Raw genomic sequence first — 23,256 nt, forward strand, 5'->3', positions numbered from 1 at the left:
CTGCCGGGGGCGGCTGACCCGAGGGCAACGCGGCCGATCTGGGGAAACCGGCCGGCTGAGACTGAAGTATTCACATACTTAAGATCATTAACAAGGCTTGAATTCGCCCGGATTCGCCGATCTCGGTTGGCCACACGGCCGCAACACCCTTGACACGCTGGTGAACAGCCACCGTCACACCCAACCGACGTCCGGTCCACACTCGGCGCGCACGGTCGTCGATGTCTTCCATGGGCGACGGGGCGTCAGGGGCAACGGGGCGTCAGGGGCGCGGCGGGATCGGGTCAGGGGGTACGGCGACGGGCGCCGGGGCCCGGACTGGGCAGCACGTCGCGGGGCCGACCCACGTCGTGCCCGTCGGCGCAGCGCAGTTCGACGCGCACCTCGGCGCCACAGTCGCGGTGCGTGACACGGAGCGGCGGGCCCTCAGCGTCGGCGAGGTACCGGTCGCCCCAACCGAGGACGGCGACAAGCACCGGCCACAGATCCAGGCCCTTCTCCGTGAGCCGGTACTCGTGGCGCAGCCGACTGCCGGGCTCCCGGTACGGCTCGCGACTCAGCACGCCCTGCTCCACCAGGCTGGCGAGCCGGTTGGTCAGCACCTGGCGCGGAATGCCGGTGCGTACCCGCATGTCGTCGAAGCGGCGTACGCCGGTGAACACCTCGCGGAGCACCACCAGGGTCCACCGCTCACCGAGGACCTCCATCGCGCGGGCGATGGTGCAGTTCTCCACTGACCAGTCCAGAGCCGCGGGTCGCATCCGACCAGGCTAGATCTCGTTGACAGACTCAGCAACCTGCTGCCAGGCTGCGTCCATGACGCAGACGCAGGAACCAGTGCGCAGCCGTACCTTCACCTGGGCGGACCCGTCGGCCAACGCCGCGCAGGTCGGTCGACGCAGCGGCCTGGACATGCTCCGGGCGATGATCGCCGGCGACCTGGCCGCGCCGCCGGTGATGCACCTTCTCGACATGACCCGGATGGAAGCCGACGAGGGCCGGGTCGTCGTCGAGCTGACTCCACAGGAGTTCCACTACAACCCGCTCGGCAGCGTCCACGGTGGCGTGCTCTCGACCCTGCTGGACACCGCCGCGGGATGCGCCGTGCACACCACCCTGCCCGCCGGCGTCGGCTACACCTCGCTGGATCTCAACGTGAAGTTCCTCCGCCCGGTCACCGTTGACAGCGGCACCCTGCGTTGCGAGGGGACGGTGCTGCAACGCGGCCGCCGTACGGCCCTGGCCGAGGCCCGCATCACCGACGCCACCGACCGCCTGATAGCCCACGCCACCAGCACCTGCCTCCTCCTCCCCCTCCCCTAACCCACCCCCGCTCCCCCCGCCCCTCACTCACTGCGTTGATCATGGGCTTGGCGGGCGATTCGAAGATCGATCGACCCGCCAACCTCATGATCACCAGGGCTGGAGGGGGTGGGAGGGGTGGAGTGGGAGGGGGGTTTAGCGGAGGGCTAGGCGGGCGGCTCGGGCGTCGCGCTTCTCCTCGAAGCGGCTCGCGGCGCGGTCCAGGTTCTCCAGCTGGGCGGCGAGCTGCTCGCGGGCGGCCTCGCCGTCGGCGTTGAGGCCGGTCACGTTGAAGACGTCCCACTGACGCAGGACCGGCTGCAGCACCTCGTCGCGGTGCTGACGCAGGTCGTAGATGCCGGCCAGGGCGATCGCCACCGACTTGCGGGCGAACCCGTCGATGCCGCTGCCCGGCATCTGGAAGTCGGCCACCACGTCGGCGACGGCCCGCATGGCCTGGCTCGGAGCCAGCTCGAACGCGGCCGCGAGCAGGTTGCGGTAGAAGACCATGTGCAGGTTCTCGTCGGCGGCCACCCGGGCCAGAAGCGCCTCGCAGGTGGGGTCGCCGGTGGCCTTGCCGGTGTTGCGGTGCGAGATCCGGGTGGCCAGCTCCTGGAACGAGACGTACGCCAGCGAGTGCAGCACCTCGTCGCCGTGGGCGTTGGTGTAGCCCTCCGACATGTGCGTCATCCGGGCCCGCTCCAACGCCACCGGGTCGACCGCCCGGCTGACAGTCAGGTAGTCGCGGATCGCGACGCCGTGGCGACCCTCCTCGGCGGTCCACCGGTGCACCCAGGTGCCCCACGCGCCGTCGCGACCGAACAGGGTGGCGATCTCGTGGTGGTACGAGGGCAGGTTGTCCTCGGTCAGCAGGTTCACGATCAGCGCGGTGCGGGCCACGTCCGGGATGGTGGAGTCGGTCGGTGACCACGCCTCGCCGCCGAGCGGCCCGTCGAAGGTCCGCCCCTCGCTCCACGGCACGTACTCGTGCGGGAACCACTCCTTGGCGAGCGAGAGGTGGCGGTCCAGGTTGCGTGCGACAACCGGCTCCAACTCGACGAGCAGCGCGGTCTGGCTCACTGTGGTGCTGACGGTCACGAGAAACTCCCTACGGTGGCGTAACTTACGCTACCGTAGGTCCCCGCGGCCGTCAGCGCCAGTGGGGAGACTCAACCGACAGTGGGCTTGAGGTCCCCCAGGGGTGGCATCCACTCCCCCGCATCTGCCGTGACCTGCTCACCGGAGCGGATGTCCTTCACCTCGTCCGGCGCTGCACCGGCACCGGGGAACCAGACGTACGGGATGCCCCGCCGCTCGGCGTAGCGGATCTGCTTGCCGAACTTCGCCGCGCTCGGCGACACCTCGGTCGGCACCCCGCGCCGCCGCAGCGCCTCGGCCACCCGGTTGCTGGCCGTACGTTGCTCCTCGCTGGTCACCGCGACGAGCACGGCGGTCGGCACCTCCCGCGAGACCGACAGCTCCCCCGCGCCGAAGAGCAGACCGAGCAGCCGGGTCACGCCGATCGAGATCCCCACCCCCGGGTACGAGACGGTGCCGGCGCTGGCCAGGTTGTCGTACCGGCCGCCGGAACAGATCGAGCCGAAGCGCTCGTAGCCGCGCAGCTGGGTCTCGTAGACGGTGCCCGTGTAGTAATCCAACCCACGGGCGATGCGCAGGTCCGCCACGCAGAGGCCGGGCGAGTGCTCGGCGGCGGTGTCCACCACCCGGACCAGCTCCTCGATGCCCTCGTCCAGCAGCGGGTCGCTCACCCCGAGCGCCCGCACGGCGTCGGCGAACGAGGCGTCCGGGGCGGAGATCTCGGCCAGCGCCAGGCACGCCTTGGCCTGCGCCTCGCTCGCCCCGGCGGTCTGGGCCAGCAGCTCGGCCACCTTCGCCGGGCCGATCTTGTCCAGCTTGTCCACGGCGCGCAGCGCCGCCTCCGGGTCGGTCAGCCCGATGCCCCGGTAGAAACCCTCGCAGATCTTGCGGTTGTTCACCTGGATCGTCACCGGTGGGATCGGCAACGAGCGCAGCGCGTCCCCGATGACCAGCGGCATCTCCGCCTCGTGGTGCGCGGCGAGGGTGTCCCGGTCGACGATGTCGATGTCGGCCTGGACGAACTCCCGGTAGCGGCCCTCCTGCGGCCGCTCGCCCCGCCACACCTTCTGGATCTGGTAGCGGCGGAACGGGAAGCTCAGCTTGCCGGCGTTCTCCAACACGTACCGGGCGAACGGCACGGTCAGGTCGAAGTGCAGGCCGAGCTGGTCGTCACCACCGGCGCCCTCGGCGTCGGCGTGCAGCCGCCGGATCACGTAGACCTCCTTCGAGGTCTCGCCCTTGCGCAGCAGCTGGTCCAGCGGCTCCACGGCGCGGGTCTCCAGCGGCGCGAAGCCGTACAACTCGAAGGTGGCCCGGATCTTGTCGAGCACGAACTGCTCGATCATCCGCTGGCCGGGGGTCCACTCCGGGAAGCCGGAGATGGGCGTGGGCTTGCTCATCGGCGTACTCCTTGCGGTTCCGCGCCGGTGGCGCGGTGGTGTCGTGGGTCCGCGCGCGGCGCGGACAGAAGATCTAGAGGCCCCGGGTGGGAGCGGCCGGCGACGTGCCAGCCACCTCGATGAGGTACGGGTTGCTGGCGCGCTCACGACCGATGGTGGTGCTGGGGCCATGGCCGGGCAGCACGACTGTGTCGTCAGCCAGCGGAAGGATCTTGTCGCGCAGGCTGGTGAGCATGGCCGGCATGCTCCCGCCCGGCAGGTCGGTGCGGCCGATCGACCCGGCGAAGAGGACGTCACCGGAGAGGCACAGCTCGTCAGCCTCCCAGCTCGACCCGGCACCGGGCAGCCGGAACAGCACCGACCCGCCGGTATGGCCCGGAGCATGGTCGACGGCGATCTCCAGGCCGGCGAGCGTGAGGGTGGCGCCGTCGGTCAACTCCGCCACGTCCTCCGGCTCGGTGTAGCTCAGCCGGCCGCCGAAGAGCGACGTCAGGTCGGTCGAGAGGCCCTTGGACGGGTCGGCCAGCATCTCCCGGTCACCGGGGTGCACGTACGCGGTGATGCCGCGCGCGCCGCAAACCGGCGCGACCGAGAAGGTGTGGTCGAGGTGGCCGTGGGTGAGCAGCACGGCGGCCGGATGCAGGCGGTGCTCGGCGAGCAGCGCGTCGAGCTGGTCGAGCACCCCGATGCCGGGGTCGACCACCACGCACTGCTCCCCCGGCGCGGTGGCAACCACGTAGCAGTTGGTGCCGAAGGCGTCCGCGGGAAAGCCGGCCACGAGCACGGGCGCTGTCCTTTCCGTCAAGCAGCTGTCGTCCTGCACAGCAGCCTATCGGGCGGGCCGAACGAGTTTGCCGCGTCCGTCCCAGGGGCCCCGTAGGGCACAGTGACAACCTCCGATAAGCGCTGCTCGGGATGGGGTGGACCTCGTACACCACATTCCCAGTCACTAGCCGTACACTCTGGCGGGCGTGTGGCGCGGCACACGTGACGCCCGGACGGGCCGGGGCGACCGGCCGCCGGCGACGACCAGGTAGAGGAAAGGGGAGCACGGGTGGCTTCCAGCAGGGACCGGCAGCGCAAACTGGCGCGGGCCAAGCTCGACCGGCAGTTGGCTCGCCGGGCCGCCTCGACGCGGCGCCGACGGCAGATCCAGGCCGGAGTTGGCGCCGCTCTGATCCTCGTGCTGGTCGTGGCCGGCTCAGCCTGGGCGCTCGGGGCGTTCGACTCCGACCCGAAGCAGAACACGGCCGCGGAGGAGACCTGCCTCTGGACGCCGCAGGACGCGACGGCCAACACCAACCTCAAGGACGTCGGCACGCCGGCCACCAAGGATCTGCCCACCGACGGCACCCGGGCGATGACCGTGACCACCAACCAGGGCGCGCCGATCACCGCGGAACTGAACCTGACCAACTCCCCGTGCGCGGCCGCGAGCATCGCCCACCTGGCGAGCCGGTCGTTCTACGACAACACCAAGTGCCACGAGATCACCGCCGAGGGCGCGCTGCGTTGCGGCGACCCCAGCGGCACGGGTCTCGGTGGGCCGACCTACTCGTTCTACGACGAGGAGTTGCCGACCGTGCCGTCGGCGTCGCCGTCGGCCAGCCCGGCCCCCGGCCAGCCGCCGACGTACCCGAAGGGCACGGTGACCATGGTCTCCAACCCGCCGGGCAGCAACGGCAGCCAGTTCCTGATCTTCTTCAAGGACTTCACCACCGCCGACCCGAAGTACCCGGTCATCGGCCGGGTGACCGGCGGGCTGGACGTGGTGGAGAAGATCGGCGCCCTCCCGACCGTGGACAATGGGACCGGGGCGAAGGTCAAGCCCAGCACCGATGTGACGATCCAGAGCCTCACGGTCGGTGAGCCGGTCACCGGTGCGGCACCGGCTCCCTCGGCCTCCGGCACCCCGGCCAGCAGCCCGAGCGCCGGCTGACCGGGCGCCACCACCCACCCAAGCGGCACCCAGCAGCAGACAGCCAGGAGGATCCAGGCGTGACGTCCACCAGAGAGCGGCAGCGCGCGGCGGCACGCGCCCGGCTCGAGAAGGAGATGGCCGAGCGCGCGGCCAAGGCCCGCAAGCGCCGGCAGACGACGGCGATCGTCAGCGCGGCTGCCGCGCTGGTGCTCGTGGTCGCCGGCACCGTCTGGCTGGCGGTGAGCCTCGGCGGCGACGACGACAACAAGAGCGACACCGCCGCGCCGGCGGCGGGCGCGGCCGAGTGCGCGTACACCACGCTGCCCACCGAGCAGCGCCCCCCGCAGATCAAGGACGTGGGGGTGCCGAGCAACCAGCAGTCCGCCAAGGGCATCCAGACCATGACGATCGACACCAACCTCGGCCCGATCACCGCCAAGGTCGACCGGTCGCTGGTGCCGTGCACGGCGGGCAGCTTCACCTACCTCGCGGAGAAGAACTTCTTCGACAACACCAAGTGCCACCGCCTGGTGACCGAGGGCATCAAGGTGTTGCAGTGCGGTGACCCCAGCGCCACCGGCAACGGCTGGCGGGACACCGACGGCCAGGGCGGCCCGAGCTACCGCATGGCCGAGGAGAACCTGCCCACCGACAAGCGCCCGCCGTACCCGGAGGGCGTCATCGCGATGGCCAAATCCCAGGATCCGGGGAGCACGGGCAGCCAGTTCTTCATCGTCTTCGGCGACTCTCCGCTGGACCCGGCGTACACCGTGCTGGGCACCATCACCGGCGGCATGGACCTGGTCAAGGACGTGGCCAAGACCGGCGACGACGGGGCGTTCGCCCAGCAGGCCGGCGGCGGCCACCCGAAGAAGGAGGTCGTCATCAAGGACCTCACGATGAGCAACCCGCAGGGCTGACCCCCGCGCGCACGACGAAGCGCCCGCCGGCTGAGCCGGCGGGCGCTGTCGTTTCCGGGGTACCCGTCGAGCCCCGAGACTAATCAGGTGGGCGTCAGGCGCCGGAGGCGACCCGGTACGCGTCGGAGACGCCTTCGACCTCGCGAACTGTGGCCCAGCAGCAAGAAGCCCTGAACTGCCGCTACGGCGTTCAGGGCTTCTTGTGTGGATGATTCGCTGGATCTCGTTCGGAATAGCTTCAGCTACCGGCTTGGTCGCTGGAAACCCGTCTCATCCGCGGACTGGCGAATCATGGGTTGAAAATCGAGACGCTCGTCAAGCTCGCACCGGGAAGCGGCCACCGATAACTTCCGCCCGGCCGGAGGAGAAGGCTACTCCCGTTCGACAGCCTGACCGAAGCATCGTTGCTCCCAGCCTTGAAGGACACGAAGCTACCAATGAGGGCAGTAGTGCCGTTGCCCGAGAAGCAGGAGCGGATATTGAGAGCGTTGATCAATTCAACGGTGGAACTGGTGCACGGCACCTTCGCGATGGCGAATGCTGGCGTGCTCGGCAGAACCATCGTAGTGAGCCCCATCGCAACTGAAGCAATGAGAGCCCGCTTGACTCCTCTTCGCATCTGAAACACCTTTCTCGCAGCCTGGAATTAGCAGGGTGCAGAGCCCCCGTTGAGGATCACTCCCCGAGGTCAAGCTATCACGGATTTCCATATGACAATGTCCCGGATGGCAGTCTCGCTACGGTGGCCCCGTCGGCGTCGGCCGGCAGGTGCGGTGCCGCTAGTTGGATCGGGGTAGCCGTGGTACCTGGCTCGACCATGACCGGCCGCCGGCGGGCCGCCCATCGGGATCACGTCACCGCCGCGCTCGGCGAGCAGCCTGACGAGTTCGCGGATCTGCGCGGGCTACAGCCCCCAGCGAACGGAAGAACCCACTCCGAGCGGACCGCCGAGGTCACCCGCAGCTCTGCGGCAACCGTCGATGACAGAACCAGGTTCAGGCGCCGGAGGTGACCCGGTAGGCGTCGAAGACGCCGTCGACCTTGCGGACCGTGGCCAGCAGGTGGCCCAGGTGCTTCGGGTCGGCCATCTCGAAGCTGAACCGGCTCACCGCCACCCGATCACGGGTGGTGGTGACGGTCGCGGAGAGGATGTTGACCCGCTCGTCGGAGAGCACCCGGGTGACGTCGGCCAGCAGCTTGTGCCGGTCCAGAGCCTCGACCTGGATGGCGACCAGGAACGTCGAGGCTGAGGTGAGCTTCCAGCTCACCTCGACGACCCGCTCGCTCTGCGCGCGCAGGTCCTCGGCGTTGGCGCAGTCGTCGCGGTGCACGCTCACCCCGCCGGAGCGGGTGACGAAGCCGAACACCGAGTCCGGTGGGACCGGTGTGCAGCAGCGGGCCAGCTTGATCCAGACGTCGCTGACGCCCCGGACCACCACACCCGGGTCGCTGCTGCTCTGCCGGCTACGCGGCGGACGGGTGGCGACGGCGGTCTCGGCGATGTCCTCCGCCGCGCCCTCCTCGCCGCCGTACGCGGCCATCAGCTTCTGCACCACCGACTGCGCGGAGACCTGGCTGTCGCCGACCGCCGCGTAGAGCGAGGCCACGTCGGCCAGGTGCAGGTCCCGGGCGATCGACATGAGCGCGTCGGAGGTGAGCATCCGCTGCAACGGCATGCCCTGCTTGCGCATCGCCTTGACGATGGCGTCCTTGCCGGCCTCGATCGCCTCCTCGCGGCGCTCCTTGTTGAAGTACTGCCGGATCTTCGTCCGGGCGCGCGGGCTCTTCACGAAGCCCAGCCAGTCCTGCGTGGGGCCGGCCGTCTCGGACTTCGACGTGAAGATCTCGATCACGTCGCCGTTGGACAGCGTCGATTCCAACGGCACCAGCTTGCCGTTGACCCGCGCCCCGATGCACTTGTGCCCCACCTCGGTGTGCACCGCGTACGCGAAGTCCACTGGTGTCGACCCGGTCGGCAGCGGGATGACGTCACCCTTCGGGGTGAAGACGTACACCTCCTGGCTGGACAGGTCGAAGCGCAGCGCGTCCAGGAACTCGCTCGGGTCGGCCGCCTCACGCTGCCAGTCGAGCAACTGCCGCAGCCAGGTCATCTCGTCGATGTGCGCGGGCGGACCGACGATCTGGGTGCCCTTGTGCTCCTTGTACTTCCAGTGCGCGGCGATGCCGAACTCCGCGGTGCGGTGCATCGCGTACGTGCGGATCTGCATCTCCACCGGCTTGCCGGTGGGCCCGATGACCGTCGTGTGCAACGACTGGTACATGTTGAACTTGGGCATCGCGATGTAGTCCTTGAACCGACCCGGCACCGGCTGCCAGTTGGCGTGGATGACCCCCAGCGCCGCGTAGCAGTCCCGAACCGTGTCGACCAGGATCCGCACACCGACCAGGTCGTAGATGTCGTTGAAGTCGCGACCCCGCACGATCATCTTCTGGTAGATCGAGTAGAGGTGCTTGGGCCGCCCGGTGGTCTCCGCCTTGATCTTGGCGGCCTTCAGGTCGGTCTGCACCTTCTGCGTCACCTGCCGCAGCAGCGCCTCGCGCTGCGGCTGGTGCTCCCCGATCAGCCGGTTGATCTCCTCGTAACGCTTCGGGAACAGCGTCCCGAAGGACAGGTCCTCCAGCTCCCACTTGATCGTGTTCATACCGAGCCGGTGCGCGAGGGGCGCCAGGATCTCCAGCGTCTCCTTGGCCTTCTGCTCCTGCTTGGGGCGGGGCAGGAAGGTCAGGGTACGCATGTTGTGCAGCCGGTCGGCCAGCTTGATCACCAGCACCCGCGGGTCCTTGGCCATGGCCACGACCATCTTGCGGATCGTCTCGGCCTTGGCCGCGTCGCCCAGCTTGACCTTGTCGAGCTTGGTGACGCCGTCGACCAGCAGGGCGACCTCGCCACCGAAGTCGGCGCGCATCTGGTCGAGGGTGTACTCGGTGTCCTCGATGGTGTCGTGCAGCAGCGCGGCGACCAGCGTGGTGGTGTCCATCCCCAGGTTGCCGAGGATCGTCGCCACCGCGAGCGGGTGGGTGATGTAGGGGTCACCGGACTTGCGGTACTGCCCGGAGTGCCACCGCGCGGCCGTGTCGAAGGCGCGCTGGAGCAGCCGGGCGTCCGCCTTGGGGTGGTTGTCCCGGTGGCTGGCGATGAGCGGCTCCAGCACCTCGCTGACCTGGGAGGTCTGCCAGGGCGCGTTGAACCGGGCCAGCCGGGCCCGGACCCGCCGACCGGTGGGCGCATTGGACAGCCCGAAGCCACCGCCGGGCGACGGGTCGATGCCGGCGTCGGTCGGGAACGGCACCACGACGCCATCGGCGCCGGGGGACGCCTCGACGCTCGGCGGGCCGCTGGTCGGACGCACCGCGCTCTCGCCGGGAACCCGGCCGGAGCCGTTACCGGTGCCCGTCACCCGGGCCGGCGCGTCGCCTGTCCGGTCGGTCACCGAGCCGTCAGCGTCGCCTGTCGGGTGCACCGTGCCCTCCGCCGGAGGGACGACATCGTGGGACACCGGCCTCCTCACCGCTCGCCGGAAACATGCCGGCCGAAGATCGGCCGGCCTGGTCTCGCCCGCCGGACGGGATACCGCCGACGTCAGCAAAGGGCAATGCTACCCGCACGGACGGCCCCCTGCCGCTCCGCCGGACGGTCGGCGCCGGGTCCATCCGACGGGTCCGGGATCAAACGGTCAGCAGAGTATCGACCGGTTCAAACAGTCAGCAGGGCGTGGACGGGACGCGGCGACAGTCGCTCGCGACCACCCAGGAAGCCGAGCTCCAGCAGCACCGTGAAGCCGGCGACGGTGCCGCCGGCCCGCTCGACCAGGTCCAGCGTCGCCTCGGCGGTGCCACCGGTGGCCAGCACGTCGTCGACCACCAGCACCCGGTGCCCGGCGGTGAAGGCGTCCTCGTGCACTTCGAGGGTGGCTTCGCCGTACTCCAACTCGTAGGAGACCGAGTGCGCCGGGCGGGGCAGCTTGCCAGCCTTGCGCACCGGCACCACGCCCACCCCGGTCGCGTACGCGATGGCCGCCGCGACGACGAACCCGCGCGCCTCGATGCCGACCACCACGTCGAAGGCGTCCCGTCCGTGGTACGCGACGATCCCGTCAATCACCTCACGGAAGACCTTGCCGTCGGCGAACAGTGGCATCAGGTCCTTGAACATGACGCCGGGCTTGGGGAAGTCGGGCACGTCCAGCACCCGGCTGGCGACCAGTCGGGCGACCTCCGGGCCACTGTCCCCGCGCGCTGCGGTGCTGTGGGTCTCCGTCACGGCTGTTTCGCTCTCCTTCGACGACGAACGGCGTCCGGCAACAGCATGCCGGACGCCGTTCGGGTGTTTCCTGTCGGGTCAGCGCCGCTTGGCGCCACCCGGCCGGTTGCCGCCGGCACCCGGGCGACCGCCCCGGGCACCGGTGGGCCGCTTGCCCGCCGGCCGGGCGCCCACCTTGGGGGCGGCACCGGCCAGCGCGGCGGCGTCCTGGTCGACCGGCTCGTCGGTCGCGTCGGCCTGGGCCACCGGCCTCGCGGCAGCACCCTTACCGGTGACCTCGCCGCGGGCGACCGCGCCCCGCCGGGTCAGGACGCGCTTGTTGTGCGCCTGGATCCGCGGGTCGTAGTTCTTCAACAGCGCCAGCAGCGGGGTGGCCACCAGGATGGAGGTCAGGAACGCCACCGCCATACCGACGAACAGCACCAGACCGAGGTCCTTCAGCGTGCCGGCACCGAGCAGGCCGGCACCGATGAAGAGCAGACCACCGACCGGCAGCAGGGCGACCACCGAGGTGTTCAACGACCGCATCAGGCTCTGGTTGACGGCCAGGTTGGACGCCTCGCCGTACGTCTGGTTGTTGTTGGCGGTGATACCCCGGGTGTTCTCCTGGACCTTGTCGAAGACCACCACCACGTCGTAGAGCGCGAAGCCCAGAATGGTCAGGAAGCCGATGATCGTCGACGGGGTGACCTCGAAGCCGACCAGCGAGTAGATGCCGGCGGTGAGGATCAGGTTCGTGATCAGCGAGGCGACCGCGGCCACTGCCATCCGCCACTCGAAGCGCAGGATCAGGTAGACCATCACCAGCGCGATGAAGATGACCAGACCGAGCACGGCCCGCTCGGTCACCTGGCTGCCCCAGGCCTCACTGACCTGGTTGCTGCTGATCTGGTCGGCGCTGATGCCGAGGTCCTCGGCGATCTGGGCCTTGACCGAGTTGGCCTGCTCCACGGTGAGCTGCGGCGTACGCAGCTCGTAGGAGTCGCCGCCCGGGCCGCCCACCTTCTGCGTGGTGGCCACCGTGACGCCGGTGTTCTCCGCGGCGAGGGCCGAGTTGACCTCCCGCTCGGCGTCGTCCAGGGTGCCGACGCTGGCCGGCACCTGGAACGAGTTACCGCCGGCGAACTCGATGCCCAGGCTGAACCCACGGATCGAGAAGCTGAGGATCGCGATCAGGACCAGGACCCCGGCGACGCCGAACCAGAGCTTGCGCCGGCCGACGATGTTGAGACCGGCCTCGCCGTTGTAGAGGCGGCTCGCCAGACCGTTTTCAGCCATCTCAGGCCTCCTTGGCGCGCGGGTTGCGGGGCTGAGTCGGCTGGTTGCGGGCCGGCAGTGCCCGGCCCAGACCGCTGACCCGCGGGGACAGGAACGCCCGGGTCCGGGCGAACATCGTCATGATCGGGTGCCGGAAGAGGAAGACCACCACCAGGTCCAGCACGGTGGCCAGGCCGAGGGCGAAGGCGAAGCCCTTGACCGTGCCGACCGAGACCACGTAGAGCACCACAGCGGAGAGCAGGGTGATCGCGTTGGCCGAGATGATCGTCCGGCGGGCCCGGATCCAGGCGCGGGGCACCGCGCTACGCGGGCTGCGCCCCTCCCGGATCTCGTCTTTCAGTCGTTCGAAGTAGATGACGAACGAGTCCGCCGCCACACCGAGCGAGACGATCATTCCGGCGATGCCTGCGAGGGTGAGCGTGAAGCCGATCTGCCGGCCGAGCACCACCAGCGCGCCGAAGACCAGCAGCGCGGAGAGGATGAGGCTCAGGAAGATCACCGAGCCGAGCAGCCGGTAGTAGAAGAACGCGTAGATGATGACCAGCAGCATGCCGATGCCGGCCGCGAGCAGACCGGCGCGCAGGTGGCTGGCACCCAGCGTGGCGGTGACGTTCTGCGCCTCCTGCTGCTCGAAGGTCACCGGCAGCGCGCCGTAGCGCAGCTGACCGGCGAGGGTGCTGGCGTCCTTCTGGGTGAAGGTGCCGGTGATCTGGGAGTTGCCGGTCAGCACGGCCTGGATCTCCGGGGAGGAGACGATCTCGTTGTCCAGCACGACTGCCACCCGGCACTTGCCGTCCTGGCCCAACGCGGTCGCGTCGCAGGCCTGGCCCTCGTTCTGGAACGCCTCACGGGTCAGCGAGGTCCACTTGCCCTGGCCGTCCTTGGTGAAGTCCAGGCTGACCACCCAGGCGTTGGTCTGGTCGAGCACCGCGTCGGCGTCGGACACGTCGGTGCCCAACACCTTGGCCTGGTCGAGCAGGTACTTCGACGCGCCGTCCTCGCAGGAGACCACCTGCTGCTTCGGGTCGGAGATCGACGCCGGGGGGCGCTGGTCGAGCTGCGCGCAGCCGATCGTCGGCACGTTGAACTGCATCTGCGCCGGCAGCACCGCTACCTCCTGCGGAGACAGCGTGCCGAACGGCTTGAGCTTCTCGGCCAGCGAGGGGTCGGCGGTCAGGTCGGCCGGGGCCTGCAGCCCGTTGGCGGCCTGCCACGCGGCCGCGCCGACCTTCTGCTCGACGACCTTGCGCTGCTCCTCGACGCTGGCCGGCACCGGCTCGGCGCTGGCGCTGGGCGCGGCGGCGCTCGGCGAGGCCGTGGCGGACGCGGCGGGGGTCGGCGTGGCGCTGGGCGATGCCGGTGCCATTCCGCCCTGACCGCCGCTGGGCGACGAGGTCACCTTCGGCGAGGCGCTGCCCGTCGGGGTCGTGGTCGCGGCGCCGGACGGGGTCGCGCTGCCGGTCGGGGCGGCGCTACCGGACGGGGCCGGCGTGGCGGCGGGCGGCGCCTCGGCCACCCCGCTGCCGGAAGCGGCCTTGAGCACCTTGCGGAAGCGCAGTTCGGCCGCGCTGCCCACGTCGGTGAGGTCCCGGTTCTCGCCGGGCAGGGAGATGACGATGTTGCGATTGCCCTCGGTGACCACCTCGGCCTCGGCCACGCCGAACGCGTTGACCCGGCTCTCGATGATCTCCCGGGCCTCCTCGAGGTTCTCCGCCGTCGGGGGCTTGCCGTCGACGCTGTTGGTCGCCTCCAGTGTCACCCGCGTGCCGCCGATGAGGTCCAGGCCGAGCTTGGGCTCGAGCCGGTCCTTCCAGCTGCCGCTGGCGCCAGCGAAGAACACCAGAAGATAGAGGACCACGAAGATGAACCCGAGCACGGCGAGCTGCCGCCCGGGGCGCATCTGTCCCTGAGGTGGTGCCACGGCTGTCCTGTCTCCCTGTACGGTCGCGCCGCTGTCGCAGCGGCGGCGGTGTCGGGCCGGGGGTCCCGCCCGACGGGGTCTGCCTTGAGCCGACGGAATGCCGACACGAGGACCGGGCACCCCCGGCGCGGAACGCCGACGGTCACGGGAACGTGCCGACGCCCGGCGTCGACCCAACTATCCAGTTTTCACGTCTCGCCCGCTGCCCCGTTCGGCGCGATGACCCGGAAGCCGACCGACCGGCCGTACGCCGGACTCGCCGCTCCCGAGGGGAGGGGTCAGTCCTTGACGGTGTCCGCGTCCTCGGTGACCGGCTCGCTCGGCAGCTCCGCGCGGGTGACCACCCGCGCGATCGCCGGGCGGGCGTAGCGGGTCTGCACGCCCGGGGCGACCTCGATCAGGACGGTGTCGTCCTCGATGCCGGTGACCGTGCCGTAGAGCCCACCGATGGTCACGACCTCGTCGCCGGGGCCGAGGTTGGACTGCATCGCCTCCGCCTCTTTGCGGCGCTTCTGCTGGGGCCGGATCATCATGAAGTACATGACGCCAAAGAGCAGGGCGATCATCAGGATCGGCGTGAAACCGCCGGCCCCGCCACTCGGTGCTGCCAAATGCACGGTTACTGACCTTCCCATTGGCCACCTCCCCGGCACCGTGGGTGCCGGAGCGGAGGCGGATTCTCACGTCCTGTACAGACCGCGGCGAAGTCTAAACCCTGCACCTGAGAACGCCGAATGCGGCACAGATCACGTTCACATCACGGCTGATCGACATCCAAGGAGAACAAGTCGGGCACAGGTGGACTATCCGTACCAAATATACCATTCGGCGGTGTGCGCCCCAGATGCCGCCAGGCGGCCTCGGTCGCCACCCGCCCCCTGGGCGTACGGGCCAACAGCCCAGCCCGCACCAGGAACGGCTCGCAGACCTCCTCGACCGTGTCCGGCTGCTCCCCCACCGCCACGGCGAGGGTGGACAACCCGACCGGGCCGCCCCGGAACGAGTCGACCAACGCGGTCAACACCGCCCGGTCCAGCCGGTCCAGGCCGAGCGCGTCCACGTCGTACACGATCAGAGCCGCGCGGGCGGTGTCGAGATCGACCACCCCGTCCGCCCGGACCTCCGCGTAGTCGCGGACCCGGCGCAGCAGCCGGTTGGCGATCCGCGGCGTGCCCCGGGACCGACCGGCGATCTCGGTCGCGCCCTCCGGCGTGATGGGCACCCCCAGGATCCGCGCCGAACGGTGCAGCAACGTCTCCAGATCCGCCGGGGCGTAGAAGTCGAGGTGCGCGACGAAGCCGAACCGGTCCCGCATCGGCCCGGTCAACAGGCCCGAGCGGGTCGTCGCGCCAACCAGGGTGAACGGCTCGACGTCCAGCGGGATCGCCGTCGCCCCGGGCCCCTTGCCCACGACCACGTCGACCCGGAAGTCCTCCATCGCGCTGTAGAGCAGCTCCTCGGCCGGGCGCGCGATCCGATGGATCTCGTCGATGAAGAGCACGTCGCCCTCGGCGAGGCTGGTCAGGATCGCCGCCAGATCACCGGAACGCTCAATCGCCGGGCCGCTGGTCACCCGGATGCCCGCGCCCAGCTCGGCGGCGACGATGTTGGCCAGACTCGTCTTGCCCAACCCGGGTGGGCCGGAGAGCAGGATGTGATCCGGCGGCGACCCCCGCCGCATGGCGCCCTGCAACAACAGGTCGAGCTGGTCGCGTACCCGGTCCTGGGCGATGAACTCGGCCAGCCGCCTCGGCCGTACCGTGGCCTCCGCGTCCCGATCGGCGTCGCTGACGTACGCCGAGACGAGCCCCTCGGTCTCGCTCATCGTGCGGCCCGGGCGGTCATCGGGTACGACCGAGCAGTCGGATGGCCTGCTTGAGCAGGACCGGCACCGGCGGGGTCTCACCCTCGATCGACTCCGCCACCGCGGCCACCGCCTGGTCGGCCTGACCGGCCGTCCAGCCCAGCCCCACCAGCGCCTGGCGGACCTGGTCGGGCCAGCTGCCGCGGGTCACCCCGGCCACCCCGTCGGCGCCGATCGGCACCGGGCCGATCCGGTCACGTAGCTCCAGCACCAGACGTTCCGCGCCCTTCTTGCCAATCCCGGGTACGCGGGTCAGGGCGGCCGTGTCGGCGTTGGCGATCGCCTTGCGAACCGCGTCGGGGGTGTGCACCGCCAGCACCGCCTGGGCCAGTCGCGGGCCGACCCCACTGGCGGTCTGGAGCAGCTCGAACAGCGACTTGGCGTCGTCGTCGGCGAAGCCGTAGAGGGTCAGCGAGTCTTCCCGCACGATCAAGCTGGTGGCGAGCCGGGCGACCTGGCCGACCCGCAGCTCCGCGAGGGTCCCCGGGGCGCAGTGCACGGCGAGCCCGACCCCGCCGACCTCGATCACGGCCTGGTCCGGACCCGTCGCGGTCACCGTGCCGCGCACGCTGGCGATCATCGTGCTCCTCCTCGTCGTGCCCGGTCGGCCGCGGCGGCCAGCTTGGAGCGGGTGCCGCCGCGCCAGACGTGGCAGATGGCCAGGGCCAGCGCGTCGGCGGCGTCCGCCGGCTTCGGCGGCTCGGCCAGCCGCAACAGCCGGGTCACCATGGCGGTCATCTGCGCCTTGTCGGCCTGACCGGACCCGGTCACGGCGGCCTTCACCTCGCTCGGGGTGTACGTCTGCACCGGCAGCCCGGCCCGCGCCCCGGCCAACACGGCGATGCCGCTGGCCTGCGCGGTGCCCATCACGGTACGAACGTTGTGCTGGCTGAACACCCGCTCCACGGCAACGCTCTCCGGTTCGTGCTTGGCGACCAGCTCGTTCAGCGACCGGTCCAGGTGCAACAGACGCAACGCGAGGTCGTCGGCCGGGTCGGTGTAGACCACGTAGTAGGCGACCAGTGTGCAGGGCCGGCCGGGCACACCCTCGACCACGCCCACCCCGCACCGGGTCAACCCCGGGTCCACACCGAGCACGCGCACGCCGCCCCCTCCCCAGCCGTCAGCAGTACGTGTGTTCGACACCCTAACGGTCGCCGTTCCCACCAGCCCCACGGGACACGCCCTCCGCACCCGCACCCCACACCCAGCCCCTCGCCGTGGCCGGCCGTCAAGGTCACGCTCGATCCTGGATCACGTGGCCACGACGAGCCCGGATGCCACTACATCCAGGATGTTGCGCGATCTTGCGGCGCGAGGTGACAGCGCGGCGGGGCGGGGGCGGGTGGCAGGGGCGGGTGAGGCCACACAGCTTTGGTACGGAGTATGTGTCGCGGGCCCATGTGCCAGGGAGCACACAGCTCGTAACTTCTTGCGCCATGACGGCAGAACCCGTGGCGGTCCCCCACGTCGTACAGGTCGACCTCTCCGGTCGGACCGCCCTGGTCACCGGGGGCGGTAGCGGCATCGGGCGGGCGTGTGCCCTGCGGCTGGGCGCGGCCGGTGCCAAGGTGCTGGTGGTGGACCGCAACCTGGAGGCGGCCAAGGCGGTGGCCGCCGAGACCGGTGGCCGGGCCGAGGGTGTGGACCTGTCCGACGCCGCGGCGGTGGATTCACTCGACGTGGACGTGGACATCGTGGTGAACAACGCCGGGCTCCAGCACGTCGCGCCGTTGCAGGACTTTCCCGTGGAGCGGTTCGAGTACATCCAGCGGGTGATGGTGGAGGCGCCGTTCCTGCTGATCCGCCGGGCGCTGCCGCACATGTACGCGCGGGGCTGGGGGCGGATCGTCAACATCTCTTCGGTGCACGGGTTGCGCGCCTCGCCGTACAAGGCGGCCTACGTCTCGGCCAAGCACGCCCTGGAAGGGCTGTCGAAAGTGGTGGCGTTGGAGGGCGCCGCGCACGGGGTCACCGCCAACTGCATCAACCCGGCGTACGTGCGGACCGCGCTGGTGGAGAGCCAGATCGCCGACCAGGCGGCCAGTCACGGCATCGACGAGGCCGAGGTGATCGAGAAGATCATGCTGGCCCGGGCCGCGATCAAACGGTTGATCGAGCCGGAGGAGGTGGCCGAGCTGCTGGCGTACCTCTGCTCGCCGCCAGCGGCGTTCATCACCGGGGCGTCGATCGCCCTCGACGGGGGCTGGACGGCCAACTAGTGGGGCTGAGCACAATGTCGACCATGTCTTCGCCGGTGGAGTTCCTGGAGCTGCTCGCCCGAGAGGCCGCGGCGGTCGAGTTCGAGGGACCGCTGGTGGCCGCGCGGGCGGCCGGACTACCGCCGGACCGGCTGGCCGAGCTGGAGCAGGCCAAGTCGGTGGCGTTGCGGGTCCGCGCGCTGCTGGAGCGTCGCCGCCGCCGGGAGAGCGAGCTGTCCGGCCTGTACGACACGGTCAGCGACCTGGCTGGGCTGCGCGATCTGGACGACGTGCTGCGGGCGATCGTGCACCGGGCCCGTCATCTGCTCGGCGCGGACGTGGCGTACATGACGCTCAACGACGACGAGCGTGGCGACACCTACATGCGGGTGACCGACGGGTCGGTCTCGGCCCGCTTCCAGCGGCTGCGCCTGCCGATGGGCGCTGGCCTCGGTGGCCTGGTGGCCCAGTCCGGTGCCCCGTACGTCACCGCCAACTACGGCGAGGACGCGCGCTTCCACCACACCGGCGAGATCGACGCCGGGGTGGGCGAGGAGGGTCTGGTGGCGATCCTGGGGGTGCCACTGCGGCTCGGTTCGACCTCGATCGGGGTGCTCTACGCGGCCAACCGTTCGGCCCGGCCGTTCGTCCGGGAGGAGGTGGCGCTGCTGGTGTCGCTGGCCGCGCACGCCGCGGTGGCGATCGACACCGCCCGACTGCTGACCGAGACCCGTTCGGCGTTGGCCGAGTTGTCGGCGGCGAACACCACCATCCGGGCGCACAGCAGCTCGGTGGAGCGGGCCGCGGCGGCGCACGACCGGATGACCGCGCTGGTGCTGCGCGGTGGCGGTGTGGAGGACGTGGCGGCTGCCGTGACCGAGGTGCTGGGCGGCGCGCTGCTGGCGCTGGACGCCGAGGGCCGTCTGCTGGCCCGGGTGGGTGAGATCGAGGAGCCGGACCGCGCGGACATCGTCGAGGCGGTGGCCGCGTCCCGGACCGAGGGGCGCAGCGTACGCCGGGGCCCGCTCTGGTACGCGGCGGTGGTGGCCGGCGCGGAGAACCTGGGCGCCCTGGTGCTGCGCCCGGACGACGAGTTGGTCGACGCCGACCAACGCATCCTGGAGCGGGCCGCCTTGGTGACCGCGCTGCTGCTGCTGTTCCGCCGGACGGTCGCGGAGGCGGAGGGGCGGGTGCGTGGCGAACTGCTGGACGATCTGATCGCCCGCCCGCTGCGCGACACCGACGCGCTGCGCAGTCGGGCCCGTCGGCTCGGGGTGGACCTGGACGCCCCGCACGTGCTGGTGGCGGTGGGCGACGACGCGATCGCCGCGACCGGCTCGGCTCGGCAGCGGGTGCTCTCCTGGGCCACCACGTACGCCTCGGCGCGCGGCGGACTGGCCGCGGCGCGCGACGGCCGGGTGGTGCTGATGCTGCCGGGGTTGGACGCGGGCGGCAGCGCCCGCGCGGTGGCCCGGGACCTGTCCCGGGTGACCGGTCGACCGGTGACCGCCGGGGCGAGTGGCCCGTCGAACACACCGGCGGCGCTGGCCGGGACGTTCCAGGAGGCGGACCGGTGCCTGACGGCGCTGGGCGCGCTGGGCCGCGCCGGGCAGGGCGCGAGCACCGTGGAGTTGGGCTTCGTCGGGTTGTTGCTGGGCACGGTCGGTGACCGGGGTGAGAAGGACGTGACCGAGTTCCTCAGCGCCACCGTCGGGCCGGTGCTCGACTACGACGCCCGGCGGGGCACAGCTCTGGTGAAGACGCTGGAAGCGTACTTCGGGGTGGGTGGCAGCCTGGCCCGGGCCGCCGAGCAACTGCACGTGCACGTCAACACGGTGACCCAGCGGTTGGAGCGGGTCGGGCAGTTGCTCGGCGTCGACTGGCAGCGGCCCGAGCGGGCGCTGGAGGTGCAGCTCGCGCTGCGTCTGCACCGCCTGCGCGCTCCGGCCGGCTGACCGACGCCGGCCGGCTGACCGACGCCGGCCGGCGGCACGAACGCCGCCGACCGAGCACCCGACCTCAGCGGGCACAACAGCCGCCGACCGAGCACCCGACGTCAGCGGACCTGGATGCCCTCCAGCACGGCGTCGACGACCCGTTCGGGCAGGGACTGCTCGTCCAGGTCCGGGTTCCACTGGAGCACCCGCTGGATCAGCATCGGCCCGGTGAGCAGCGCCATCGTCACCTCGACGTCGATGTCGGCGCGCAGCACCCCCTCGTCGATGCCGCGCCGCAGCACCTCGCGCATCAGCTGCCGCCGGGGCGAGATGATGTTCTGGTAGAGCTGGAACTGGTCGGCGCTGCGGTTCACGGCGGGTGCCAGGCAGGGCATGATCTTGGCTGCTCGTGGGTCCACGTTCTTGCCGATCGCGCCGACCAGCAGCACCAGGTCGTCGCGGACGGAGTGGCCCGCCGGCTGGGCCAGGACGCCCTTGAGGCGGCGCAACGCGTCCAGCAGCAACGCGTCCTTGCCGGCCCAGCGGCGGTAGATGGTGGCCTTGCCGACCCCGGCGCGGGTGGCGATCGCCTCGATCGAGAGCGCTTCGATGGTGCTGCCCTCGGCGAGCAGGTCGAGGGTGGCCTCGATGATCGCCTCGTCGGCGCGGATGCTCCGCGGTCGACCGGGCGACCGCGGAGCATCGGCAGTGGACGTCATGTCCGCCATTCTCCCCGAACCTATGCCGTACCGGCGAGCTCAGGCTCGGCGACCGGCGCCGCCGGGGCGACGCTCGTGTCCTCCTTGCCCGGCATCCAGCGCAGCACCACGATGATCCCGAGTGCGGCGATCACCGCGGAGAGCCCGGCCGCCCAGTGCATGGCGGTGACGAAGGCGTCGTTGGCCGCCGAGATCAGCCCTGGCGCCGCCGGGCCGAGCTGGCCCGCCGCCGCGTACGCGCCGGAGATCGACTCGTTGGCCGCGTCCTGGGCCTGCGTGGGCAGGCCGGTCAGCGCGTCACCGATGTCGCTGCGGTAGACCGCGGAGAGCACCGAGCCGAGGACGGCGACGCCGAGCGCGCCGGCCACCTGGCGGATGGTGTTGCTGACCGCGGAGCCCACTCCGGCCTTCTCCCGGGGCAGCGCCGACATGATCGACTCGGTGGCCGGCGGCATGATGTTGGCCATGCCGGCGCCCTGGATGAGGAAGACCAGCAGCACGATCCAGATCGGGGTGGAGGCGCCGATGAAGACGAACGCGCCGAGTGACACAACGGTCAGCGCCAACCCGACGGTGGCGACGGCCTTACCGCCGTAGCGGCGGACCATCGCGGCGCTGCGCGGCGCGAAGACCAGCTGGGCTCCGGCGAAGGGCAGGAAGAGCAGACCGGTCTGCAACGGGCTGTAGTCGCGCACGAGTTGCAGGTAGAAGGAGCCGAAGAACATCGAGCCCATCGCGGCGAAGAACACCAGGCCGACGATGGCGACCGGCGCGGCGAACCGGGGCACCTTGAACAGTCGGACGTCCAGCGACGGGTGGTCGCTGCGCCGCTCGTGCTGGACGAACCAGGCCAGCACCGCGACGCCGACCAGGATCGAGCCCCAGGCCACCGGGCGGCCGAAGCCGTGCTCGCCGCCGTCGATGATGCCGTAGGAGAGGGCGACCAGGCCGACCACGGAGAGCAGCACGCCGAGTACGTCGATCCGGCCGGGCCGCGGGTCACGCGACTCGGGGACCAGCAGCGCCACCAGAATCACGCCGGCGACGACCACCGGCACGTTGATCAGGAAGACCGAGCCCCACCAGAAGTGCTCCAGCAGCGCGCCGCCGAGGATCGGGCCGATCGCCACGGCGAGACCGACCGCGCCGGCCCAGACCCCGATGGCCCGCCCACGCTCGCGCGGGTCGAAGACGTTGGAGATGATCGACAAGGTCACCGGCATGATGGCCGCGCCGCCGACCCCCATCAGGGCGCGGGCCGCGATGAGCTGTCCGGGGCTCTGGGCGTACGCGGAGAGCAGCGACGCCAGGCCGAACAGCACCAGTCCGATCATCAGGAAGCGCTTGCGGCCGGCGCGGTCGCCGAGCACCCCGAAGGTGAACAGCAGCCCGGCGAAGACGAGCGTGTAGGAGTTGATGGACCACTCCAGCTCGCCCTGGCTGGCGCCGAGACCATGCACCGGGTCGGCCAGGGTGCGCAGGGCGACGTTGAGGATCGTGTTGTCGAGGACGACCACGAGGAGGCTGATCACCAGCACTCCCAGGATCGCCCACCGCCTCGGGTGTCCGGTGTTGTTGTGCAGCTCCATGCCTGGCTTTCCCCCCACGCTGATCACCCGCGACGAAATACGATACGGGTCAGACTCGTAACGCGGGTCAGCCTACGACGGCTATTAACGATACGGCACCGATCCGTATCGTATGTGGTGGGCATCACGCCCGGGAGCGGCCGCCAGGCAGGCGTCCACGGCCTCCGTCAACGTGCCGAGACGGACCGCCGGACCGCCGAGCGGCTCGATCCAGCCCGGCCCCGCGCCGTACACCCGAAGGAGCGGGAAGTCCCGGGCGAAGCGCACCAGGCGGTACGCGCGGCCGGTGAGCGGCGTCTGCGACCAGAGCACGACGGTGCGCGGGCGGGCCCGGTACACCGCGCTGGTGAGCGCGGTCCAGGGCAGCGCGGGGCCGAGGTTCAGACAGCCGCGGCCCTGCTCGCGCAGCGCGGCGGTGAGCGCCAGCAGACCGAGGCTGTGCGCCTCCTTCTCGGCGCCGGCCAGCAGCACCCCGCCGGTGGGCAGTGACCGGCCCGGCTCCCGGCGGTGGACGTCCAACCCGACCCGGACACCCTCGCAGAGGGCGTGCTCGACGACGACCTCGGCGGCGGTACGCCCCGACAGCCGGGCCAGCAACGGACGACAGACCTGCTCCCAGAGCGCCGGCACGCCCCAGGCCTCGGCCAACTCCAGCACCAGCGTCGCGACGGCGTTGGCGTCCAGGTCCTCGGCAGCCAGCGACACCTGCTTGTGCGCGATCTCCACGGCCTCCGCCGGCATCGGATCGGTCAGCACCAGACGTACCCCCGGGTAGACGGTCTCTACCCGGGGGTTCGCTCGGCGGGCACCTGGTGGATGCGCCG

General features: G+C 70.8%; 20 protein-coding genes. 5 read left to right on the forward strand and 15 right to left on the reverse strand.

Annotated features, from left to right (window positions below; translation table 11 throughout):
* Positions 1 to 284: 284 nt before the first annotated feature.
* A complete protein-coding gene (locus ABTW72_RS07890; RefSeq protein WP_350855691.1) occupies positions 285 to 761 on the reverse strand; it encodes a winged helix-turn-helix transcriptional regulator in 477 nt (158 codons plus the stop codon).
* Positions 762 to 816: 55 nt separating this feature from the next.
* Between ABTW72_RS07890 and ABTW72_RS07895 the strand changes: the two genes are divergently transcribed.
* Positions 817 to 1,323, forward strand: a complete 507-nt coding sequence (locus ABTW72_RS07895) for a PaaI family thioesterase (protein WP_350855694.1) — start codon at positions 817 to 819, stop codon at positions 1,321 to 1,323.
* Positions 1,324 to 1,458: 135 nt separating this feature from the next.
* On the opposite strand, the gene ABTW72_RS07900 is transcribed toward ABTW72_RS07895, so the two are convergent.
* The 3 genes from ABTW72_RS07900 to ABTW72_RS07910 all read right to left on the reverse strand — a co-directional run bounded on the left by ABTW72_RS07900 (position 1,459) and on the right by ABTW72_RS07910 (position 4,584).
* Entirely contained in the window at positions 1,459 to 2,400 is a 942-nt protein-coding gene (locus ABTW72_RS07900) for an acyl-ACP desaturase (RefSeq protein WP_181518646.1), read from the reverse strand.
* A 71-nt stretch (positions 2,401 to 2,471) separates the two neighbouring features.
* Entirely contained in the window at positions 2,472 to 3,800 is a 1,329-nt protein-coding gene (gene hisS, locus ABTW72_RS07905) for a histidine--tRNA ligase (RefSeq protein WP_350855697.1), read from the reverse strand.
* A gap of 73 nt (positions 3,801 to 3,873) precedes the next feature.
* Positions 3,874 to 4,584, reverse strand: coding sequence for an MBL fold metallo-hydrolase (locus ABTW72_RS07910; RefSeq protein ID WP_030488361.1), 711 nt, complete (start codon positions 4,582 to 4,584; stop codon positions 3,874 to 3,876).
* Positions 4,585 to 4,854: 270 nt separating this feature from the next.
* Between ABTW72_RS07910 and ABTW72_RS07915 the strand changes: the two genes are divergently transcribed.
* Together ABTW72_RS07915 and ABTW72_RS07920 are read left to right on the forward strand one after the other, a co-directional pair.
* Entirely contained in the window at positions 4,855 to 5,739 is an 885-nt protein-coding gene (locus ABTW72_RS07915) for a peptidylprolyl isomerase (protein WP_091401832.1), read from the forward strand.
* A 59-nt stretch (positions 5,740 to 5,798) separates the two neighbouring features.
* Positions 5,799 to 6,641 (forward strand): peptidylprolyl isomerase, encoded by an 843-nt coding sequence (locus tag ABTW72_RS07920; RefSeq protein ID WP_350855701.1) that lies wholly within the window; start codon positions 5,799 to 5,801, stop codon positions 6,639 to 6,641.
* Between the two features lie 995 nt (positions 6,642 to 7,636).
* On the opposite strand, the gene ABTW72_RS07925 is transcribed toward ABTW72_RS07920, so the two are convergent.
* From ABTW72_RS07925 to ruvC, 8 genes are all read right to left on the reverse strand, one after another.
* A complete protein-coding gene (locus tag ABTW72_RS07925) occupies positions 7,637 to 10,159 on the reverse strand; it encodes a RelA/SpoT family protein (RefSeq protein ID WP_350855704.1) in 2,523 nt (840 codons plus the stop codon).
* A gap of 197 nt (positions 10,160 to 10,356) precedes the next feature.
* Positions 10,357 to 10,923 (reverse strand): adenine phosphoribosyltransferase, encoded by a 567-nt coding sequence (locus tag ABTW72_RS07930; protein WP_350855707.1) that lies wholly within the window; start codon positions 10,921 to 10,923, stop codon positions 10,357 to 10,359.
* Between the two features lie 78 nt (positions 10,924 to 11,001).
* Positions 11,002 to 12,201 (reverse strand): protein translocase subunit SecF, encoded by a 1,200-nt coding sequence (gene secF / locus ABTW72_RS07935; protein ID WP_350855710.1) that lies wholly within the window; start codon positions 12,199 to 12,201, stop codon positions 11,002 to 11,004.
* 1 nt (position 12,202) lies between these two features.
* The gene (gene secD, locus ABTW72_RS07940) at positions 12,203 to 14,122 is read right to left on the reverse strand and encodes a protein translocase subunit SecD (RefSeq protein WP_350855713.1); all 1,920 of its coding nucleotides are present in this window, start codon (positions 14,120 to 14,122) and stop codon (positions 12,203 to 12,205) included.
* A gap of 278 nt (positions 14,123 to 14,400) precedes the next feature.
* A complete protein-coding gene (gene yajC / locus ABTW72_RS07945; RefSeq protein WP_350855715.1) occupies positions 14,401 to 14,739 on the reverse strand; it encodes a preprotein translocase subunit YajC in 339 nt (112 codons plus the stop codon).
* 140 nt (positions 14,740 to 14,879) lie between these two features.
* Entirely contained in the window at positions 14,880 to 15,947 is a 1,068-nt protein-coding gene (gene ruvB / locus ABTW72_RS07950) for a Holliday junction branch migration DNA helicase RuvB (RefSeq protein ID WP_350855718.1), read from the reverse strand.
* 16 nt (positions 15,948 to 15,963) lie between these two features.
* The gene (gene ruvA / locus ABTW72_RS07955; RefSeq protein ID WP_091401818.1) at positions 15,964 to 16,566 is read right to left on the reverse strand and encodes a Holliday junction branch migration protein RuvA; all 603 of its coding nucleotides are present in this window, start codon (positions 16,564 to 16,566) and stop codon (positions 15,964 to 15,966) included.
* Entirely contained in the window at positions 16,563 to 17,090 is a 528-nt protein-coding gene (ruvC, locus tag ABTW72_RS07960; RefSeq protein ID WP_030488351.1) for a crossover junction endodeoxyribonuclease RuvC, read from the reverse strand. Before ruvC ends, ruvA begins: the two co-directional genes overlap by 4 nt.
* Before the next feature lie 335 nt (positions 17,091 to 17,425).
* Here ruvC and ABTW72_RS07965 point away from each other — a divergent pair, with 335 nt between their 5' ends.
* Positions 17,426 to 18,208 carry a 3-hydroxybutyrate dehydrogenase gene (locus ABTW72_RS07965; RefSeq protein ID WP_350855722.1) on the forward strand — a complete coding sequence of 261 codons (783 nt, stop codon included), beginning with the start codon at positions 17,426 to 17,428 and terminating at the stop codon, positions 18,206 to 18,208.
* Positions 18,209 to 18,222: 14 nt separating this feature from the next.
* Positions 18,223 to 20,142 (forward strand): helix-turn-helix domain-containing protein, encoded by a 1,920-nt coding sequence (locus ABTW72_RS07970; protein ID WP_145795539.1) that lies wholly within the window; start codon positions 18,223 to 18,225, stop codon positions 20,140 to 20,142.
* 101 nt (positions 20,143 to 20,243) lie between these two features.
* Here ABTW72_RS07970 and ABTW72_RS07975 read toward each other — a convergent pair whose 3' ends face one another.
* From ABTW72_RS07975 to ABTW72_RS07985, 3 genes are all read right to left on the reverse strand, one after another.
* Entirely contained in the window at positions 20,244 to 20,852 is a 609-nt protein-coding gene (locus ABTW72_RS07975; protein WP_350855725.1) for a TetR/AcrR family transcriptional regulator, read from the reverse strand.
* An 11-nt stretch (positions 20,853 to 20,863) separates the two neighbouring features.
* On the reverse strand, positions 20,864 to 22,432 hold the full coding sequence (locus tag ABTW72_RS07980) for an MFS transporter (RefSeq protein ID WP_350856705.1): 1,569 nt from the start codon (positions 22,430 to 22,432) through the stop codon (positions 20,864 to 20,866).
* Positions 22,433 to 22,516: 84 nt separating this feature from the next.
* Positions 22,517 to 23,188: a transcriptional regulator gene (locus ABTW72_RS07985; protein ID WP_350855728.1), complete on the reverse strand. Its 672-nt coding sequence runs from the start codon at positions 23,186 to 23,188 to the stop codon at positions 22,517 to 22,519.
* Between the last annotated feature and the right edge of the window lie 68 nt (positions 23,189 to 23,256).

It is taken from the genome of Micromonospora sp. NPDC127501, assembly GCF_040302185.1.
Taxonomy (GTDB): Bacteria; Actinomycetota; Actinomycetes; order Mycobacteriales; family Micromonosporaceae; genus Micromonospora.

What these genes read in the sequence shown, in the direction of transcription:
- ABTW72_RS07890 (WP_350855691.1), bottom strand. Translation starts at nt 761, where the DNA reads ATGCGACCCGCGGCTCTGGACTGGTCAGTGGAGAACTGCACCATCGCC.
- ABTW72_RS07895 (WP_350855694.1), top strand. Translation starts at nt 817, where the DNA reads ATGACGCAGACGCAGGAACCAGTGCGCAGCCGTACCTTCACCTGGGCG.
- ABTW72_RS07970 (WP_145795539.1), top strand. Translation starts at nt 18,223, where the DNA reads ATGTCGACCATGTCTTCGCCGGTGGAGTTCCTGGAGCTGCTCGCCCGA.
- hisS (WP_350855697.1), bottom strand. Translation starts at nt 3,800, where the DNA reads ATGAGCAAGCCCACGCCCATCTCCGGCTTCCCGGAGTGGACCCCCGGC.
- ABTW72_RS07965 (WP_350855722.1), top strand. Translation starts at nt 17,426, where the DNA reads ATGACGGCAGAACCCGTGGCGGTCCCCCACGTCGTACAGGTCGACCTC.
- ruvA (WP_091401818.1), bottom strand. Translation starts at nt 16,566, where the DNA reads ATGATCGCCAGCGTGCGCGGCACGGTGACCGCGACGGGTCCGGACCAG.
- ruvB (WP_350855718.1), bottom strand. Translation starts at nt 15,947, where the DNA reads ATGAGCGAGACCGAGGGGCTCGTCTCGGCGTACGTCAGCGACGCCGAT.
- ABTW72_RS07975 (WP_350855725.1), bottom strand. Translation starts at nt 20,852, where the DNA reads ATGGCGGACATGACGTCCACTGCCGATGCTCCGCGGTCGCCCGGTCGA.
- ABTW72_RS07980 (WP_350856705.1), bottom strand. Translation starts at nt 22,432, where the DNA reads ATGGAGCTGCACAACAACACCGGACACCCGAGGCGGTGGGCGATCCTG.
- secF (WP_350855710.1), bottom strand. Translation starts at nt 12,201, where the DNA reads ATGGCTGAAAACGGTCTGGCGAGCCGCCTCTACAACGGCGAGGCCGGT.